The organism is Diaphorobacter sp. J5-51, assembly GCF_001023515.1.
In the GTDB taxonomy this organism is placed as follows: domain Bacteria; phylum Pseudomonadota; class Gammaproteobacteria; order Burkholderiales; family Burkholderiaceae_C; genus Diaphorobacter; species Diaphorobacter nitroreducens.
On record NZ_JSYI01000130.1, the window covers coordinates 138335 to 156254 of the forward strand.

Consider the following 17920-nt stretch of genomic DNA (forward strand, 5'->3'; position numbering starts at 1 on the left):
TTCTCCGGAACGACACGGATGCCCGCCCTGGGCGACGACACTGCCGACTATTTGCCGAGCAGGACCTTCAATGCGCTCTGCAGGCGGCGCGCGCCTGCCTCGTCGCTGGCGCCTTCCAGCACGCGCGCCACATCCTGCGTCCAGGTTTGCGCCGGCGAGGGATCGTTGCGACGCGTGAGCAACTGCAGCTGCAGAGCACGCCGTGCGGCCAGTTGGTCTGCGGGCGTCGGGACCTCCGCCGCGATCTCCAGCCGCAGCAATGCTTCCGAGGATCCCCCGGCCGCAGGTGCCGCAAGCGCCTGCGACCAGGCGGTGCGCGCCGTGGGGGGCACCTTGCCGCCCAGTTCCTGGACGCTGGGCAATTGCGCAGCGTCGCGGCTTCTCCAGGCCGACAACAGCTGCGTGAGCGCTTCGCCATGGGCCTGTGCCGCCAGCTTGCGCAGCGCGCCCTGCGCATGCTCCATGGCATCGCGTTGCGCGCGGAAAGCCACATCACCCAGACGCGGACCTCGCGCAGCACTATCGCGCTCCCGCCCCCGTCCCTGCATACCGCTGTCCCGTGGGCCGCGGCCGTCACGCCGGTCACCACCACGGCCGGTGACCGTGGGCTGCGCGGGCACCGCCTTGCGCGCCCCCGGCCGGTCATCGCCACGCACGGCCACCACCGGGCGCGCCGCAGGCACGGGTTTGGAAGTCGGCGCATCGTTTTGATCTGCTACCGAATCAGTAGCTGCTTGCGCTTGACCATCAATGGTTTGATCGGCTTTTTTATCCAAATTCTCGGAATCCCCCGATTCGCCGGCAGGCTCCTTCAGCGCGCGCTCCAGCGCGGCCATGGCACCGCGGATCTTCTGCGCATCGCCCGACGCATTGGCGGCCTCCAGCGCCTTGGATGCCTCCAGCACGGCCCGGTCGCGCGCGCTCAACTCGGAGGCACTGCGCTCACGTTCGGCCGACTTGCGGTTGAACGCCTCGTCGATGGGCTTGCGGAACGCGTCCCAGAGCTTCTGCTCATGCTTGCGATCCAGCGGCACCGCCTGCGCCTCGGCCTGCCAACGCTGCTGCAAGGCCTTGATGGCATCGATGCGCAGACTTGGGGCCGCACCCAGGGCACCTGCCTCGTCGATCATGGCGTGGCGGCGCTCCAGGCTGGCCTTCTGCGCAGCCTCCAGCGGAGCGCTGGCAGCCGCCAGTGCCTGCTTCCACAGTGGCTGCAGTTCAGCGAACATTTTTTCGCTCACATGGCCACCGGTGCGCCAACGCTCGGCAAACTGGTGCAATGCACGACTGAAGGACTTCCAGTCCTGCGCAGCGGCAGCGGCTTGCGATTGGGCCCAGGCATTCACCTCTTCGATCAGCGCCAACCGCTGCGCACGGTGTTCGGCACCTTCGGCACGCACCTTCTCCAGCCAGCCCTCGACCACCTTGTGCGCGGCATTGCACGCATCGTCGAATTTCTTCCACAGGGCGTGGTTGGCCGGCGCCCCCTGGTCGGCCTGCTTCCACTGCTCGCGCAGCTGGCGCAGCGTTTCCTGCATCTTGCGCCCGCCGAGGGACTGTCCTTCCGGCCTGCGCAGCAGTGCCTCGGCCCGGGCCACGAGATCCTCGCGCACCTGGTCGGCGCTCCAGCGCTGCCAGCCCTCCAACTCGCCCGCGGCCACGAGGGCGGCGTGCACTTTCTGCTCCAGTTCGGCATCGATCAACTTGCCGTGCACCTTAAGCACGGCGCGCAGCGCAGTCGCTGCGCCAGCGCTGGCCTTGCCATGGCCCTGTGCGGTTTCCTGCTCCAGCTTGGCCAGGGCCTCCTGGACGGCCTGCAAGGCCTTCTCGCGCATTTCAGGAGTCGCCTGCGGCTTGGATGGGCGGGGGGCAGGCGTCTTGGCGGCGGCTCCCGCTTCTGGGGGTAGCCCGCGCGCCTGGCGCAGTTCGTCGGACCACACGGGCACGGGCGGCAGGGGAGCCGAGGGGTCTTCGGCCGCAAGGACAGCCTGCGCCAATGCCGACTGAAACGCTTCCCACACCACCAGCAGCTGGGTGCGCGAAGCATCGAGCAACGCGGGAAAGCGCGCCTCTACGCTGGGCCAGGCACTGTCGTCGGCAAGTGCCTGGGCCTGCTCCTGCCAGCGGCCGACATCGGCGTTCAGCAGTTCCAGCGCAGACTGCGCATCCTTCCACGGTTTGGTGGAGAGCACTTCGATGCGCTGCGCGAGCAGAACGGCGGCTTCGCGCTGCACCTGAACACGATGCTGCAGGTCTTCGATGGTTTTCACGCGCTCGTTCAGACGCTGTTTGAGCACCGACAGAGGTTCGCGGGACAGCGGCGCGCCGGCCTTGGCCGCATCGCGCTGCCAGGCGAGCGCGTCGGCAATGTTGAGCTTGGCGGCTGCGAGCAGCGCTTCGGCCTTGGCTGCCCATTCGGCGGCGATCGCCTCCTGGCCCTCCGCGCGCCGAATCTCGTCCAGTCGCTCACGCACTGCGCGCGCGGCGCCTTTGTCCCGCGCACTCAATTCCTTGAATACTTCCTGGAGCTTTTCCACGCCAGGCTGGGTGGACAACCATTCACGGATGCGTGCCGAGCGTTCACCCGACGTGGCCGCAGAGAAAGCGCCGCCTGTCAACGCATCAAGGGGATGCGGCTCGCTGGTTTTGGCAGGGACCGGGGTCGCGTCAGATGCGTCGGACATTTTGCTACGTGAAGAAAAAGGGAACATGGATTCATCAAGGTGCAAGCGAGCCACCTTGCGCCAACAGCGCAAGCAGTAGGTGGGCATCGCTCACGGACAAGCGGCTATTTTCGCCCGGTTTTACACCGCCTTCCCGCTGCGCCAGATCAGGAATCTGAGGGATAGACGGGGATGGCGCGGGAACCGCGCTCGCATTCGAACGGTACTGTACCGGTAGCCGCACCCTGTGAGGTTACAAAATCCCGCGCGCCCCTCACTGGGCATTCAAAGAAAGCTCTGCCTTCGGCCGCGATGGCGCATCGCCCTCCCCCCCCGGCTGCAGCTTGCTTGCGCCTACGAACAAACGTTCAAGCGGGACTTGCTGTTGCGCCAGGTAGTCCCGCACGGCCACCCCTCGCGCCAAGGCCAGATCCGCCATGGCGTTGTCCGGAACTGTCAGGTTGTGCATCAGCAGGGCCTCCATCTCTGCAACGGGTACGTCCTTCGCCAGACCGACGAAGTTGCGCGGTTTGCGGATGTCGGACCGGCGATACAACTCCTTCAGCAGCGCAGGGTATTCCTCCTCAGTGAGCGGTGCGATGCTGTCCGCAGGTTCACCCGCACGGATGGCTGCCCTGCGCTTTTGCGCCTCGGCCATGTCTCGCAAGCGCTGGCGTTTCCATGCCAGCTGCTCGGCGTCGGGCTGTGCCCAACCCACGACCGTGACCTTCAGTGCGGGGCGGTTGTTCAGTTCGTTGGCGATTTTGTCCAGTTGCTGTCGGGCTTTCTCATCCAGTTCTGCGCTGCCCAACGCGAAGAGAACCGCGCCCTGCTCGCCCGCGTCGCTGAAAGCGCCAGCCAACAGGGAAAAGGGGGCGGTGATCGCTTTCATGATGAGGTTGCCGATGACCTTCAGGATGACCGCTCCCAGACGGAATTCGGGGTCGTTGAGGGAGCCGCTGATGGGCAGATCCACGTCGATGATCCCATTGCGGTCCGCCAGCAGGGCCGTCGCCAGCCGCACGGGCAGACTGGCGGACGCGCCCTCCACGGGTTCCCCAAACGCCAGTTGGTTCAATACCAGCTTGTTGGTAGCGATGAGCTGCCCATCGGGCAAGATCTTGTACGCCACGTCCATGCTGAGCTTGCCCTTCTCTATCCCATGACCCGCGTACTTGATGCTGTAAGGCGACAACGGGGGCAACTCAAGGTCACGCATGCGCCCCTGAATGTCCAGCGCCAGGGGCTTGACCAGCGGGTTGATGCGGCCGGTGACTTCCAATGACGCCGTCCCCTGGGCGCGACCGCGCAATTCCAGGTCGGCCATCTGCGGCGCTGCCCCCGCCTCCGGCGACACCGAGGAAAATGCGCTCAACCGGCCCGTGAGTGCACTCAAGTCGGCAGAGTAGTTGGGTTTGATGAAGTAATCCGTGAAGCGCACCGACCCATTGGTCAGCGCCACGGGACCAAAGCGGATCTGCGGAGCCGAAGGGGCCGCTGCCGGAGCGGCGGCTGCAGCGTTCGATGCCGCAACCGCGTCTTCCGCTGCCGACGCCTTGCGAATATCCTGCAAATTGATGCGGCCGTCTTCCTGCACGATGATCCGTGCGAAGAAATCGCTGAGCGCCGTTTCCTTCACATCCAGAGACACAGGCTGGTCTGGCTGCAAATTCATCGCCACCCCGCGCAACGCCAGGGATTTCCAGCGCAGCAGATCTTCGCCCCGCGCACCTACGCTCCGCTCGCCGGCCTTCGTCTCCTCAGGCATGTCCAAGCCAGCCTTGGCGCGCACGCGCACCTCGTCCAGCGACACGTCCCCCTTGACCGAAACAGTGGCGCCGGCATTCCCCTGGACATAGCGCACGTCTCCGTCGAAGCCACCATCGGCGCGGAGGATGTCGACATTAAGCTCCTGCCCTACATAGGGCTCCAGCGCGTGCAACGGCAGGTGTTGGGCGCGTACCTTGCCCTGCGCCGTCAGAACGGGCGCCATCGCCACCGAGCCTTCGTAGCGCAATCGCCCGGGTTCGGTCCTCCCAGCACCCACCCGGCCTTCCAGGCGCAATGACGTGGGAGTGACCCGCCCGTCCGCATAAGCAAAATCCCGCGCGTGCAGCTGCAGATCGAACACATTCAGCGCTACGGCGCTCTGCGCTGCCGCGTCGCGCAAAGCCACTGCTGCGCCATCGATCTCCAGGGAAGCCAGCCCCATGGACCAGGGAAGACCCGCAGCCTTTGGAGCGTCCGCGTTGGGCCCCGTCACCCCCGGGGGCGACACGCCCCACTGTTCAAACATCCACTCCCCCGTGCGAGTGCGCGACAGCAGCAGGCGCGGCCTCTGCAACGAAATCCGCTCTACCGATACGGCGCGTTGGGGCCAGCGTATCCAGGCATTGCCCGCTTCCAGCCGGCTCCACGCGGCCAGTGAATCCGCAGGCGCGTCCTTGATTCCTGCGCTCTGCAGTGGAACGCATTGTTCCTTGGAGGCGCAACGCAGCGCCAACTTATCCACGGACAACGCAGCCACCTTCGCCAGCACGACATCGCCATGCCGTGCTATTCCCAGGTCCGCATCCACGGAACCTTCCACGCGGGGTTGCAGCACGCCCGCCAGATAGGGCGCAGCGATGGACAGCGGCAGGCCCTTGATGGAAAGGGCGGCCTGCGCCTGCGAGGCGCTCACCTGGCCCAGTACAGCCAATCGCGCGGATTCGCTGCTGCCGGCGACCGCAGACTGCCTGAGGGAAGCACTCGCACGGAGTTGCATGGGCTGTTCCAGCGGCAAGGCAATGGACGACGCTTCTACCTGCAAGTCTTCCACCTCCCACGCGGCGGTCCCCCGCGGCAGGCTGGCATCGGTCCATTGGATGAAGCCATCCCGCAAACCCACCCTGGCGATATGGACACGCCAGGGCTCCGCAGACTCCTTTGTCTGTGGCGCTGGGTGCTCATCCCTGTCGGCCCGTGGCAATCCCGCAAGCTTTACTTCACCCGCCTCGTTTCGCCGTACATGTGCACGCGCGCCGCGCCATTCCAGCAGATCAATGTTGATCCTGCGCCGCAGGGGCTCCGCCTCCTTGAATACGGCACGCATTTCCTCGAATTGCAGCAAAGGCTGCTCCTGCGCATCGGTGGCATGTACCCCGCTCAGTTGCACATCCCCGGAAATCAGCAGTCGAGGGGTCTCCCGCTGCTCAAACCCTAGTTGAATATCCGCGCCCAATCGCCCCGCCTTGAGCCGCACCGGCACGCTGGGCGGCAGGTAGCGACCGAAGGGGGCCAGGTCGAAATTCTCAATATGCAGGCGAACCTCGGCTTGCCTGGCGTCCATGAAGGGAGTGGCCATCGCTGAGGTATCAAAGGTGCTGCCGTTGAGCTCAAACGCCAGGCGCGGCGTCACCTTGACCTCGCGGTCCGCAGAAAAACTGCTCAGGAAAGGAACGTCCAGTTCCACGCGGCGCAACGTGTGCACCACCCCCACCGTACGGTCATCGAATTCGACGACACCACCCTTCAATGCGATATTGAAGAGCGCGAAATGTGCCGGCTCCGTGGCTGATTTCTCGTCCTGCGGCTTCGCCGCCATGAGCGCGAGCAGGTCGTCCACGTCATAAACCCCTGGGGCCAATTGCGTGACACGAACTACCGGGTCGTCTACCTGCAGCGCATCGATCACTGGAGCGCCCCGCCAAAGGGATTGCAATTCAGCGTCTATATAGATGCGGCCCACCCGTACCTGCTCTGAACTGCCATCCTTTGACGCCAGGGCTACGCCGTGCAAAGTGGCCTCCAAAGTCCAGGGCAAAAACTCCACCCGTTCGACCGTCAACTTGCGCCCCAGCGCTTCACTCGCATGCCTTTCAATCTGCGACTGCGCCAGCGGAGGGACCACCAGCCAACCGAGCAGCCACGCGCCGCCCCAGCACAGCACCAACCATGCAAATCGACGAATCCAGGGGTTGTTCTTGATGATTTGCAGCACGCGGCACCTATTCTGTTGAGCTACCAACGCAATGGGACCGTTCCCGCGCTGACGCAGGCAGGTAAAAAAACGCAAAAAAAGAAAGCCCGGTGTCGAACTTCTTCGCACACCGGGCTTGACGGCTGACACAACGGTCTTTCGCCATCTTTTTGCGCTTGGGAGAGGATCGTCTCAAGCGCAGGAGGCAAGGGATTGCCTCCAGGGGTTGCCTTGGAGGAGATCTCATGTGATGCGGCACTGTCTGCCATTCATCGCGCTGATCGCCCCGTTTGGCGAATGCCTGAGTCGTTCAGGCACCTCAACGATAGCAAATTCGAGCGCGCGTTCCAACAGCTTTTAGCAATGAAAAATTTCATGCAATTGACTGTTTCATTAAGCAGTCGAATTGCTTGCGCACAGGCCCTTCCTAATAGGACATGCGTGAAAAATCTGTGCTTTCCCACAGATATAACAGAACTTTTTGTTCTAAAAAATTCAAATGTTAGTATTGACCTTGAATTTGGAGACCTCCTAGAATCCGCCAGCCCTCAACCAAGGCCTAGTAAAAACCCTAGCCACTACAGATTTCGGCTACGACAGTCAACAGATTCCCCTGGGCCTAACGCGCCTAAACGGACTGAACGGCATACCCACCCAGACCCCACCGTCTGGCAGGACCGGACTCCTGAGCAACCACGACAGTGCTCTTCGCTCAGGAGCCGACTTAGAAAGGAAAGCTATGACAGCGTCAGGAAATGTGATTGCCGGCGTCCGCACGTTTGCGGGCGATGTGATCAACGGTTTTCTGGAAGTGACACACAGCGGCTTCGCCCTGCTCGGACTGGGCGTCGTCTTTGGCGTGATCACACTTACGGCACGCCCGGATCTGCGCCAGGCAGGAGAAGAAGAACTCATGGGCTGGCTGCAGGCCCGCCAGGAAGCCGTAGTGGGCTTCCCTATGGAGCCCGCCGCAAGCGAGCGGGCAGTAGCGCTCAACCCCAAGGAGTTGCCGCGGGAACAGGCTGCCGTGGCCTACTGGCTCAGCAAGAAGTACCGCGTGGCGCCCGAACCGCTGGCGGCACTGGTCACCGAGGCGTATGAAATCGGCGCGCGGACCAAGCTGGATCCCACCTTGATCCTGGCCGTCATGGCCGTGGAATCGAGCTTCAACCCGTTTGCACAAAGCCCGGTAGGTGCGCAAGGCTTGATGCAGGTGATGACGCGTGTGCATACCGACAAGTACGAAGGCTTTGGTGGGCACCTGGCGGCATTCGATCCCGTGGCCAACCTGCGCGTGGGCGTGAAGGTGCTGCAGGAGTGCATCGCGCGCGCCGGCTCGCTGGAAGACGGACTGCGTTACTACGTCGGCGCAGCCAACCTGCCTGACGACGGGGGCTACGCCGCCAAGGTACTGGCGGAGCATTTCCGGCTGCGACAGGTCGCCAATGGTCGCACGGGCGTTTCTCCCGCCGGCCCCGTGAATCCACCTCTCTTGTCCACCAAGGCTCCTGCCACACCGGAAGCCGCACCTGCAACCCCTGCCACTGGCGAGAAGGTGGCCCTGCTGAGCGGCCTCTGAAGAGCCTACTCTGGCACTGATGAAGGGCGTGCTCAGCTACACTAGCAGGGCACGCAACTGGCGATAGGCGCGGACGTCCCCCGGGGCACCGCCGCTGACGTGGACACCGGCAGGAAACAGCGTTTTTCTGCAAACCACTGGGGAGCGTGCCGCGCGGCAGGCACCAGCCCCGCAGCGATCCGTCGTTCGCCTGGGCAGCCCTTGATTGCCAAGGGACACTTAGTTCATCGGACTGCCATGTACCAACGCAATATTCTTGTCGAACAAACCGATCCCGAGGTGTGGGCCGCCATCCAGGCCGAAGACCGCCGCCAGGAAGAGCATATCGAGCTGATCGCCAGCGAAAACTACGCCTCGCCCGCCGTGATGGCCGCTCAGGGCTCGCAGCTCACCAACAAGTACGCCGAAGGCTACCCTGGCAAGCGCTACTACGGCGGCTGCGAGAACGTGGACGTGATCGAGCAGTTGGCCATCGACCGCATCAAGCAACTCTTCGGCGCCGAAGCGGCCAATGTGCAGCCCAACTCGGGTTCGCAGGCCAACCAGGCTGTGCTGATGGCCTTCCTGAAGCCCGGCGACACCATTCTGGGCATGAGCCTGGCCGAGGGCGGCCACCTCACGCACGGCATGCCGCTGAACATGAGCGGCAAGTGGTTCAACGTAGTCTCCTACGGACTGAACGACAAGGAAGAGATCGACTACGACGCGCTGGAAGCCAAGGCCCGCGAGCACAAGCCCAAGCTGATCATCGCCGGCGCCTCCGCCTACGCCCTGCGCATCGACTTCGAGCGCTTCGCGAAGATCGCCAAGGAAGTCGGCGCCATCTTCTGGGTGGACATTGCCCACTATGCCGGCCTGGTCGTCGCGGGCGAGTACCCCAACCCGGTGCCGTTTGCGGACGTGGTGACCTCCACCACGCACAAGAGCCTGCGCGGCCCGCGCGGCGGCATCATTCTGATGAAGGCGGAGCACGAGAAGGCCATCAACAGCGCCATCTTCCCCGGCCTGCAGGGCGGCCCGCTGGAGCACGTCATCGCCGCCAAGGCCGTGGCCTTCAAGGAAGCCCTGTCGCCCAAGTTCAAGCAGTATCAGCAGCAGGTGACCAAGAACGCCAAGGTGTTTGCGGAAACGCTGATCCAGCGCGGACTGCGCATCGTGAGCGGTCGCACCGAAAGCCACGTGATGCTGGTGGACCTTCGCGCCAAGGGCATCACCGGCAAGGAGGCCGAGGCAGCCCTGGGCAAGGCCCATATCACGATCAACAAGAACGCGATCCCCAACGATCCCGAAAAGCCGATGGTCACCAGCGGCATTCGCGTGGGCACGCCCGCCATCACGACACGGGGTTTCAAGGAAGAGGAAACGCGCCTCACAGCCAACCTGGTGGCCGACGTGCTGGACAATCCGCATGACGAGGCGAACCTGGAAGCCGTGCGCGCCAAGGTGCACGCGCTGACCAGCCGCTTCCCGGTCTATCGCTGATCGACCGCCGCGATGAAGTGCCCCTTTTGCAGCCATCAGGAGACCCAGGTCGTCGAGACCCGCGTCTCCGAGGACGGGGACTTCATCCGCCGCAGGCGCCAGTGCGGCGCCTGCGACAAGCGCTTCACGACCTACGAACGACCGGAAGTCAACTTCCCCACGGTTGTCAAGAAGGACGGCCGCCGCGTCGAATACGACCGCGAGAAACTGCTGGGATCGTTCAAGCTGGCGCTGCGCAAGCGCCCGGTGAGCACAGTGCAGATCGACTCGGCCATCGAGCGCATCGAGGAAAAGCTGCTCAACCTGGGGCAGCGCGAGATTCTGTCCAGCCGCATCGGCGAGCTGGTCATGCGCGAGTTGAAGAAGCTCGACAAGGTGGCCTATGTGCGCTACGCCAGCGTGTACCGCAGCTTCGAGGACATCGACGAGTTCCGTGCGCTGGTGGACGAAGTCCGCAAGTAAGCCGCTGCTCTCCCATTGCTCTTCTATTGATAGCTGACAGCGCCCACTGGGCGGGCGCTACAGCCGTTTTTTACCATCACCCCAGGCGGACTGCCGGAATCGGAGCCACGGCCTGCACCACGTCGCCGCATTGCGCACGGTGGCGCAGCGCATGGTCCATGATGACCAATGCAAGCAACGCCTCGGCGATCGGCGCGGCGCGGATGCCCACGCAGGGGTCGTGGCGCCCCTTCGTGATCACCTCGGTACTCTGGCCGTGGATGTCGATGGACTCGCGCGGGCTGATGATGGAACTGGTGGGCTTGATGGCCAGCGACACCTCGATGTCCTGCCCGGTGCTGATGCCGCCCAGCACGCCACCCGCGTTGTTGCTGGCGAAGCCCGTGGGCGTGAGCGAATCGCCGTGCGTGGTGCCGCGCTGGGCCACGCTGGCAAAGCCGGCACCGATCTCCACACCCTTCACGGCGTTCAGGCCCATCATCACATGGGCGATGTCGGCGTCCAGCTTGTCGTACAGCGGCTCGCCCAGTCCCACGGGCACACCGGTAGCTTGCACACGAATGCGCGCGCCGCAGGAGTCGCCGGACTTGCGCAGCGCGTCCATGTAGTCCTCGTAGGCCTGCACGTCGGCCACCGGTGCGAAGAAGGGGTTGTGCGGCACATGCTCCCAGCTCTCGAACGGGATGGGCAGTTCGCCCAGTTGGGTCATGCAGGCACGAAAGCGGGTGCCGTATTTCTCGGCCAGCCATTTCTTGGCCACCGCGCCGGCGGCTACGGTGGGTGCCGTGAGGCGCGCAGACGAGCGGCCGCCACCGCGCGGGTCGCGCAGGCCGTACTTGTGCCAGTAGGCATAGTCGGCATGCCCCGGGCGGAAGCTCTGCGCGATGTTGCCGTAGTCCTTGCTGCGCTGGTCGGTGTTGCGGATCAGCAGCGCGATGGGCGTGCCGGTGGTCTTGCCCTCATATACGCCCGAGAGGATTTCCACCGCATCCGGCTCGTTGCGCTGCGTCACATGGCGGCTGGTGCCGGGGCGGCGGCGGTCCAGGTCGGCCTGAATGTCGGCCTCGGACAGTTCCATGCCGGGCGGGCAGCCGTCGATCACGCAGCCGATGGCGGGGCCATGGGATTCACCAAAGTTGGTGACGCAAAAAAGGGTACCGAGTGTGTTGCCGCTCATAGGGGTGCGATTATCCCCGAGCCACTGTTACTACCAAAAAAATAGCTGCCAGCGCTTGATTGACAAGCGCTGGCAGCTATTTTGATCACCAAATCAGTTGGCCGGCCGCGATTCTTCCTGCGGCCAGTCGCGGATGTAGGCCTTGAGCAGCTTGTTCTCGAAATTCTGGCTGTCCACCACGGCCTTGGCCACGTCGTAGAAGCTGACCACGCCCATCAGCATGCGCTTGTCCATCACGGGCATGTAGCGCGCGTGGCGGCCCAGCATCATGCGGCGCACCTCGTCCATGTCGGTCTCCAGGGTGCAGGTCAGCGGCGCGTCGTCCATGGCGGTACGCACCAGCATGGTGCCCACGCCGCCACCATTTTTCGTCAGCGCCTGGATCACCTCGCGGAAGGTGAGCATGCCCACCAGGTCGCCATGTTCCATCACGACCAGCGAGCCGATGTCCTTCTCGGCCATGGCATCCACGGCGCGGGCCAGCGGCTCGTCGGGATGCACGGTGTAGAGGGTGTTGCCTTTGAGGCGCAGGATGTCGCTGACTTTCATGGGGAGTCTCCGAAGGGTTCTGCAGGCGCTGCATGCAGCCCGATAGCGAATAAATATAGCCCACAATGGCGCACAAATTCACCACTTTGGAGACATGAATGCCCGGATATTCCGACCCCGGCTTCGACACGCTGGCCCTGCACGCCGGCGCGCAGCCGGACCCCGCCACAGGTGCGCGCGCCGTGCCGATCCACCTGAGCACCTCGTTCGTCTTCGAGTCGAGCGACCATGCGGCGGCCCTGTTCAACCTAGAGCGCCCGGGCCATGTGTACAGCCGCCTGAGCAACCCCACCAACGCGGTGCTGGAGCAGCGCGTGGCAGCGCTGGAGGGCGGCGTGGGGGCGATTGCCGTGGCCAGCGGGCAGGCCGCGCTGCACCTGGCGATTGCCACATTGATGGGCGCAGGCAGCCACATCGTGGCCAGCACGGCGCTGTATGGCGGCAGCCAGAACCTGCTGCACTACACGCTGCGCCGCTTCGGCATTGACACCACCTTCGTGAAGCCCGGCGACATCGACGGCTGGCGCGCCGCCATCCGCCCCAACACCAAGCTGTTCTTTGGCGAAACCGTAGGCAACCCCGGGCTGGAGGTGTTGGACATCCCCACGGTCGCGGACATTGCGCATGAAGCTGGCGTGCCCCTGCTGGTGGACTCCACCCTCACCTCGCCGTGGCTCATCAAGCCCTTCGAGCATGGCGCGGACCTGGTGTACCACTCGGCCACCAAGTTCCTCTCAGGCCATGGCACGGTGATCGGCGGCGTCGTGGTCGATGGCGGCAGCTTCGACTGGGAAGGCTCCGGCCGCTTCCCCGAGCTGACCCAGCCCTACGACGGCTTTCACAACATGGTGTTCACCGAGGAGAGCACCGTGGGCGCCTTCCTGCTGCGCGCGCGCCGCGAGGGCCTGCGCGACTTCGGCGCCTGCATGAGCCCGCACACCGCCTGGCTGATCCTTCAGGGCATCGAGACCCTGCCACTGCGCATGGAACGCCACATGCGCAACACCGAGAAGGTGGTGCAGTTCCTTGCCAGCCACCCATTCGTCGAGCGCGTGGGGCACCCGCTGCTCGAGTCCCACCCCAGCCACCAGCTCGCGCAGCGCCTGCTGCCGCGCGGCGCGGGCTCGGTGTTCAGCTTCGACCTCAAGGGCAACCGCGAGCAGGGCAAGACGTTCATCGAGACGCTCAAGCTCTTCAGCCACCTGGCCAATGTGGGTGACTGCCGCAGCCTGGTGATCCACCCCGCCTCCACCACGCACTTCCGCATGAGCGACGAAGCGCTCGCCGCGGGCGGCATCAGCCAGGGCACGATCCGCCTGTCGATCGGACTAGAAGATGCCGACGACCTGATCGACGACCTCAAGCGGGCACTCAAGGCTGCGGAGAAGCCAGCGCGAAAGGCAGGTGCGTGATGTACGTGCAAGTCAACGGCGCACAGACCTACTGCTACACCAGCGGCAAGCCCTTCGATGCCGCTAAGCCCACCGTGGTGTTCATCCACGGCGTGCTCAACGACCACAGCGTCTGGGCGCTGCAAAGCCGCTACATGGCCAACCATGGCTGGAACGTGCTGGCCGTCGACCTGCCCGGCCACAGCAAAAGCGCGGGCAATGCCCCTGCAAGCGTGGAGCAGGCGGCCGACTTCGTGGGCGCCCTGCTCGACGCACTGTCCATCCAGCGCGCCGCGCTGGTGGGCCATAGCTGGGGATCGTTGATCGCGCTGGAGGCCGCCGCACGCCTGGGCGGGCGCGTGAGCCATCTGGTGCTGGTCGGTACGGCCTATCCGATGAAGGTGTCGCCGACGCTCATCGAGGCATCGCAGACCGACCCCGAGCAGGCGCTGCGCATGGTCAACGTGTTCTCGCGCAGCACCCTCTCGCCCCCCTCAGGCGCGGGCTTCTGGGTGTACGGCGCGGGCATGGCGCTGGGCCGCAAGGTGCTGCGCAGCAACCCGCAGGTCAATGTGTTCCACCGCGGCTTCGTGGCCTGCGACAGCTACGCCCACGGCGAGCAGGCCATCGCAGCGGTGCAGTGCCCCGTGCTGTTCGTCTTGGGCACGCAAGACCAAATGACCGCGCCCAAGGCCGCGCAGGGGTTGATCCAGGCCGCGCGATCCGCGGGCAAGGACGTGCAGATCGTCCATCTGCCGGTGGGCCACCACCAGATGACCGAAGCACCGGACGCAACGCTGTTCGCCATCCGCGACTTCCTGGCAAGACGCATCTCCGCCTGAGATCGTTGCACGGCAGGGCCGGCGGTGCAGGGCATCCCCTGCAGCGCTCCCCTGCCCGATGGATGACGGGCGCCGCCGCCTCGGCAGAGGGGGATGTGACTTCCCCTGCCACATGCGAAACACTGGCCCCTGCTTGCCCGCGGCGACCATTTACTGCCACGTGATGCATATCAAAAACAGCATCAAATGCCCAACCAGCAAGCGCAGTCAGCTATTGTTTATATAGCAAAAGAAGGCCAATAGCGGCCACTTTCCCCGGCCTGGCACTGGGGCATTGGCACGGTCCACGCCTGCGGACCTAGACTGGGTTCACCCGACCAGTCGCGTCGTCCGGCGCCCGCCCTGCATGCACCTGCCCCCAACCACCGATGCCCGCGGCACCCCGTGGCATGCGCTGTCCGCTGGCGAAGCGCTGCGACGGCTGCAAACCGACGACCGCCACGGCCTGGCGCATGCCGAGGTGGCGCGGCGCCTGGCACGCTTCGGCCCCAACCGCCTGCCCGCGCCGCCGCGCCGACCGGCCTGGCTGCGCCTGCTGCAGCAGTTCCACAATGTGCTGATCTATGTGATGCTCGCTGCCGCAGCGGTCACCGCGGCACTGGCGCACTGGATCGACACCGGGGTGCTATTGGGGGCCGTGATCGTCAACGCGATCATCGGTTTCTTGCAGGAGGGCAAGGCCGAGTCGGCGCTGGACGCGATACGCCGCATGCTCTCGCAGCAGGCCACGGTGCTGCGCGGGGGGGAGCGCCAACTGGTGGCCGCCGACCAGCTCGTGCCGGGCGACATCGTCATCCTCGCGTCCGGCGACAAGGTGCCTGCGGACCTGCGCATCCTCACGGCCCGCAGCCTGCGCGCCGACGAGGCCGTGCTGACGGGCGAGTCCGTGCCCTGCGACAAGGACGAAACCGCCGTGGCAGCCGACGCCGCTTTGGGCGACCGCCGCAGCATGCTCTACTCCGGCACGCTGGTGGCCGCAGGCACCGCTTTGGGCGCCGTGGTGGCCACGGGCACGAACAGTGAACTGGGGCGCATCAGCACGCTATTGGCCCAGGTGCAGGCGAGCACCACGCCGCTGCTGCGGCAGATCGCGCAGTTCAGCCGCTGGCTGGCGCTGGCCATCGGGCTGTTCGTGCTCGCCACGTTCGCCATCGGCGTGCTCTGGCGCGCTCAGGCACCCGCGGACATGTTCATGATGGCCGTGGCGCTGGCGGCCTCGGCCATCCCCGAGGGGCTGCCCGCCATCATGACCATCACCCTGGCCATGGGCGTGCGGCGCATGGCGCAGCACAACGCCATCATCCGCCACCTGCCGGCGGTGGAAACGCTGGGGGCTGTCACGGTGATTTGCTCCGACAAGACCGGCACCCTCACTTGCACCGAGATGACCGTGCAGCGCGTGGTGACCGCCGACCATGTCATAGAGGTGACCGGCAGCGGCTATGCGCCGCAGGGGGGCTTCCTCATCGGGGGCGTGCCCATCACTGCGCAAGAACACCCTGCCCTGCAGTCCGTGGCCCAGGTGGCGCTGCTGTGCAACGACGCCGCGCTGCACGACGGACCCCAGGGCTGGAGCCTGACGGGCGACCCGACGGAGGGCGCGCTCGTCACCCTGGCGCTCAAGGCGGGGCTGGACGCCACGGCGCTGCATGCGCGCCAGCCGCGCATCGACGCCATACCGTTCGAGTCCGAGCACCGCTTCATGGCCACACTGCACCACGACCACGCGGGGCATGCGGTGATCCTGGTGAAAGGAGCGCCCGAGCGTGTGCTGGACATGTGCAACGCACAGCGCCAGTGGCCCGCCGATGGCGCGGGCACCGATGCCCCGCTGCAGCAGGACTACTGGCGCCGCGCAGCCAACGACTGCGCGGCGCGGGCGCTGCGCGTGCTGGCAATCGCCATCAAGCGCGTGCCGGTGCAGCAGCACGCGCTGCAGTTCGCCGACATGGAGGGTGGCTTCACGCTGCTCGGACTGCTGGGCAGCATGGACCCGCCGCGCCCCGAGGCCGTGGCCGCGGTGGCCGAATGCCAGGCAGCGGGCGTACGCGTGAAGATGATCACCGGCGACCACGGCGAAACCGCACGTGCGATTGGCGCGCAGCTGGGCATCGGCCTGGGCCGCCCCGCACTCACGGGCGCCGAGATCGAGCTGCTGGACGACGCCGCCTTGCGCGACGTGGTGGCCAGCGTGGACGTGTTCGCCCGTGCCAGTCCCGAACACAAGCTGCGCCTGGTGCAAGCCCTGCAGTCCCGCGGTGAAGTCGTGGCCATGACGGGCGATGGCGTGAACGACGCGCCAGCACTCAAGCGCGCCGACGTAGGAGTCGCGATGGGCAGGAACGGTACCGAGGCCGCCAAGGACGCGGCCGCCATGGTGCTGACCGACGACAACTTCGCCACGCTGGGCCAAGCGGTGCGCGAGGGCCGGGGCATCTACGACAACGTGCGCAAGTTCATCCTGTTCATGCTGCCCACCAACGGGGGCGAGGCGCTGATCGTGTTTGCCGCCATCGCATTCGGCCTGCTGCTGCCGCTCACCGCGGCGCAGGTGCTGTGGATCAATCTGGTCACGTCCAGCACGCTGGGCGTGGCGCTGGCATTCGAGCCTGCGGAGGACGACGTCATGCGCCGCCCTCCCCGGCCTCCGCAGGAAAAGCTGCTGTCCGGCCTGTTCGCGTGGCGTGTGCTCATGGTGGCGGTTTGCATGGCGGCGGCTTCGCTCGGGCTGTTCCTGTGGGAGCTGTCCAACGGCGCTGCGATCGAAACCGCGCGCACCATGGCTGTCAGCGCGGTGGTGGTGATGGAGATGTTCTACCTGCTCAACAGCCGGCACATCGAGCGCAGCGTGCTGTCGCGCGAGGGCCTGCTGGGCAATCCCAAGGTGCCGCTGACCATCGCCCTCTGTGCGCTGCTGCAACTGGGCTTCGTGCACCTGCCCTGGATGCAGGCCGTGTTCGGCTCCACGGACCTGTCTGTGCAGGAATGGTCGCGCGTCCTGCTGGCCGGGCTGGCCGTCTTCACGCTGGCCGAACTGGAGAAGGCGGCTCTTCGGCGCTGGCGCGCACGCCGCGCCCATCGCTGACACGGACCACGCCTACCCCAGCAGACGGCACAGCGCGGCCAGGTCGCGCACGGTGGCAGGGGGCGCCACCGCGTGCGGCCACGCCGCATCGCCCCGATTGAGCCAGGCCGCCTGCATGCCGGCGCCCAGCGCGCCATGCGCATCCAGCGTGGCATCGTCGCCTATGTGCAGCACGGCCGCGGGCGGCAGGTCCAGCACCCGCGCCGCCTCGTGGAAGATGCGGGGGTCGGGCTTGGCAATACCGAACTCGCGGGCGCTGATGCTGGCGCGAAAGTACTGTCCGATGCCGATGGCCTGCAGGTCCGCATTGCCATTGGACAGCGCCACCACCGGGTGGCGCGCCGAGAGGAATTCCAGCGCCGCGATCGCGTCGTCGAACAGCTCTACGCGCTGGCGCTCGGCAAAGAACACGTCGAACCCCTGGTCCGTGAGCGACTCGTCCTCGCCCGCCTGGCGCAGCGCTGCGCGGATGGTCTCGCGGCGCAGCACCGTCAGGTCGTGCGATAGGTGCGCATGGGCGGACGCCACCTGCGCACGGAGCATGCGGGACGTGTCGGGCGACGCCAGCAGCGCCGAGGCGCCGGGCGCCACCGTGAGCAGCCACTCGATCAGCACCTTCTCAGCCCGCGCAATGGTGGGCCAGATAGGCCATAGGGTGTCATCCAGGTCAAGAGTGATGGCGCGGATGCGGGAAATATCGAGCATGGCCCGAGCATATCGCCCGGCATT

The 17920-nt window shown here is 65.7% G+C and carries 11 protein-coding genes and 1 riboswitch; of the genes, 6 read left to right on the forward strand and 5 right to left on the reverse strand.

Features of this window, described 5'->3' with window-relative positions:
- Window positions 1-47: 47 nt before the first annotated feature.
- Both OX89_RS16310 and OX89_RS16315 read right to left on the reverse strand, forming a co-directional pair.
- On the reverse strand, window positions 48-2684 hold the full coding sequence (locus OX89_RS16310) for a DUF349 domain-containing protein (protein WP_047351395.1): 2637 nt from the start codon (window positions 2682-2684) through the stop codon (window positions 48-50).
- 253 nt (window positions 2685-2937) lie between these two features.
- Window positions 2938-6645, reverse strand: a complete 3708-nt coding sequence (locus OX89_RS16315; protein WP_047351396.1) for a DUF748 domain-containing protein — start codon at window positions 6643-6645, stop codon at window positions 2938-2940.
- Window positions 6646-7363: 718 nt separating this feature from the next.
- Here OX89_RS16315 and OX89_RS16320 point away from each other — a divergent pair.
- From OX89_RS16320 to nrdR, 3 genes are all read left to right on the forward strand, one after another.
- A complete protein-coding gene (locus tag OX89_RS16320) occupies window positions 7364-8203 on the forward strand; it encodes a lytic transglycosylase domain-containing protein (protein WP_047351397.1) in 840 nt (279 codons plus the stop codon).
- A gap of 43 nt (window positions 8204-8246) precedes the next feature.
- A riboswitch (ZMP/ZTP riboswitch) is annotated at window positions 8247-8406 on the forward strand.
- 34 nt (window positions 8407-8440) lie between these two features.
- Window positions 8441-9685 carry a serine hydroxymethyltransferase gene (gene glyA, locus OX89_RS16325; protein WP_047351398.1) on the forward strand — a complete coding sequence of 415 codons (1245 nt, stop codon included), beginning with the start codon at window positions 8441-8443 and terminating at the stop codon, window positions 9683-9685.
- A 12-nt stretch (window positions 9686-9697) separates the two neighbouring features.
- Window positions 9698-10147 (forward strand): transcriptional regulator NrdR, encoded by a 450-nt coding sequence (gene nrdR / locus OX89_RS16330; RefSeq protein ID WP_011804930.1) that lies wholly within the window; start codon window positions 9698-9700, stop codon window positions 10145-10147.
- Window positions 10148-10223: 76 nt separating this feature from the next.
- On the opposite strand, the gene aroC is transcribed toward nrdR, so the two are convergent.
- Together aroC and OX89_RS16340 are read right to left on the reverse strand one after the other, a co-directional pair.
- Window positions 10224-11324 carry a chorismate synthase gene (aroC, locus tag OX89_RS16335; RefSeq protein ID WP_047351399.1) on the reverse strand — a complete coding sequence of 367 codons (1101 nt, stop codon included), beginning with the start codon at window positions 11322-11324 and terminating at the stop codon, window positions 10224-10226.
- Window positions 11325-11417: 93 nt separating this feature from the next.
- Window positions 11418-11873 (reverse strand): CBS domain-containing protein, encoded by a 456-nt coding sequence (locus OX89_RS16340; protein ID WP_047351400.1) that lies wholly within the window; start codon window positions 11871-11873, stop codon window positions 11418-11420.
- Window positions 11874-11971: 98 nt separating this feature from the next.
- On the opposite strand from OX89_RS16340, the gene OX89_RS16345 reads away from it, so the two are divergent.
- The 3 genes from OX89_RS16345 to OX89_RS16355 all read left to right on the forward strand — a co-directional run bounded on the left by OX89_RS16345 (window position 11972) and on the right by OX89_RS16355 (window position 17191).
- Window positions 11972-13285, forward strand: coding sequence for an O-acetylhomoserine aminocarboxypropyltransferase (locus OX89_RS16345; protein ID WP_047351401.1), 1314 nt, complete (start codon window positions 11972-11974; stop codon window positions 13283-13285).
- Complete coding sequence (locus OX89_RS16350; RefSeq protein ID WP_047351402.1) at window positions 13285-14106, forward strand: alpha/beta fold hydrolase; 822 nt, start codon at window positions 13285-13287, stop codon at window positions 14104-14106. Before OX89_RS16345 ends, OX89_RS16350 begins: the two co-directional genes overlap by 1 nt.
- 346 nt (window positions 14107-14452) lie before the next feature.
- On the forward strand, window positions 14453-17191 hold the full coding sequence (locus tag OX89_RS16355; RefSeq protein WP_047351403.1) for a cation-transporting P-type ATPase: 2739 nt from the start codon (window positions 14453-14455) through the stop codon (window positions 17189-17191).
- A gap of 12 nt (window positions 17192-17203) precedes the next feature.
- Here OX89_RS16355 and OX89_RS16360 read toward each other — a convergent pair whose 3' ends face one another.
- Window positions 17204-17896 carry an HAD family hydrolase gene (locus tag OX89_RS16360; protein WP_047351404.1) on the reverse strand — a complete coding sequence of 231 codons (693 nt, stop codon included), beginning with the start codon at window positions 17894-17896 and terminating at the stop codon, window positions 17204-17206.
- Window positions 17897-17920 lie beyond the last annotated feature (24 nt).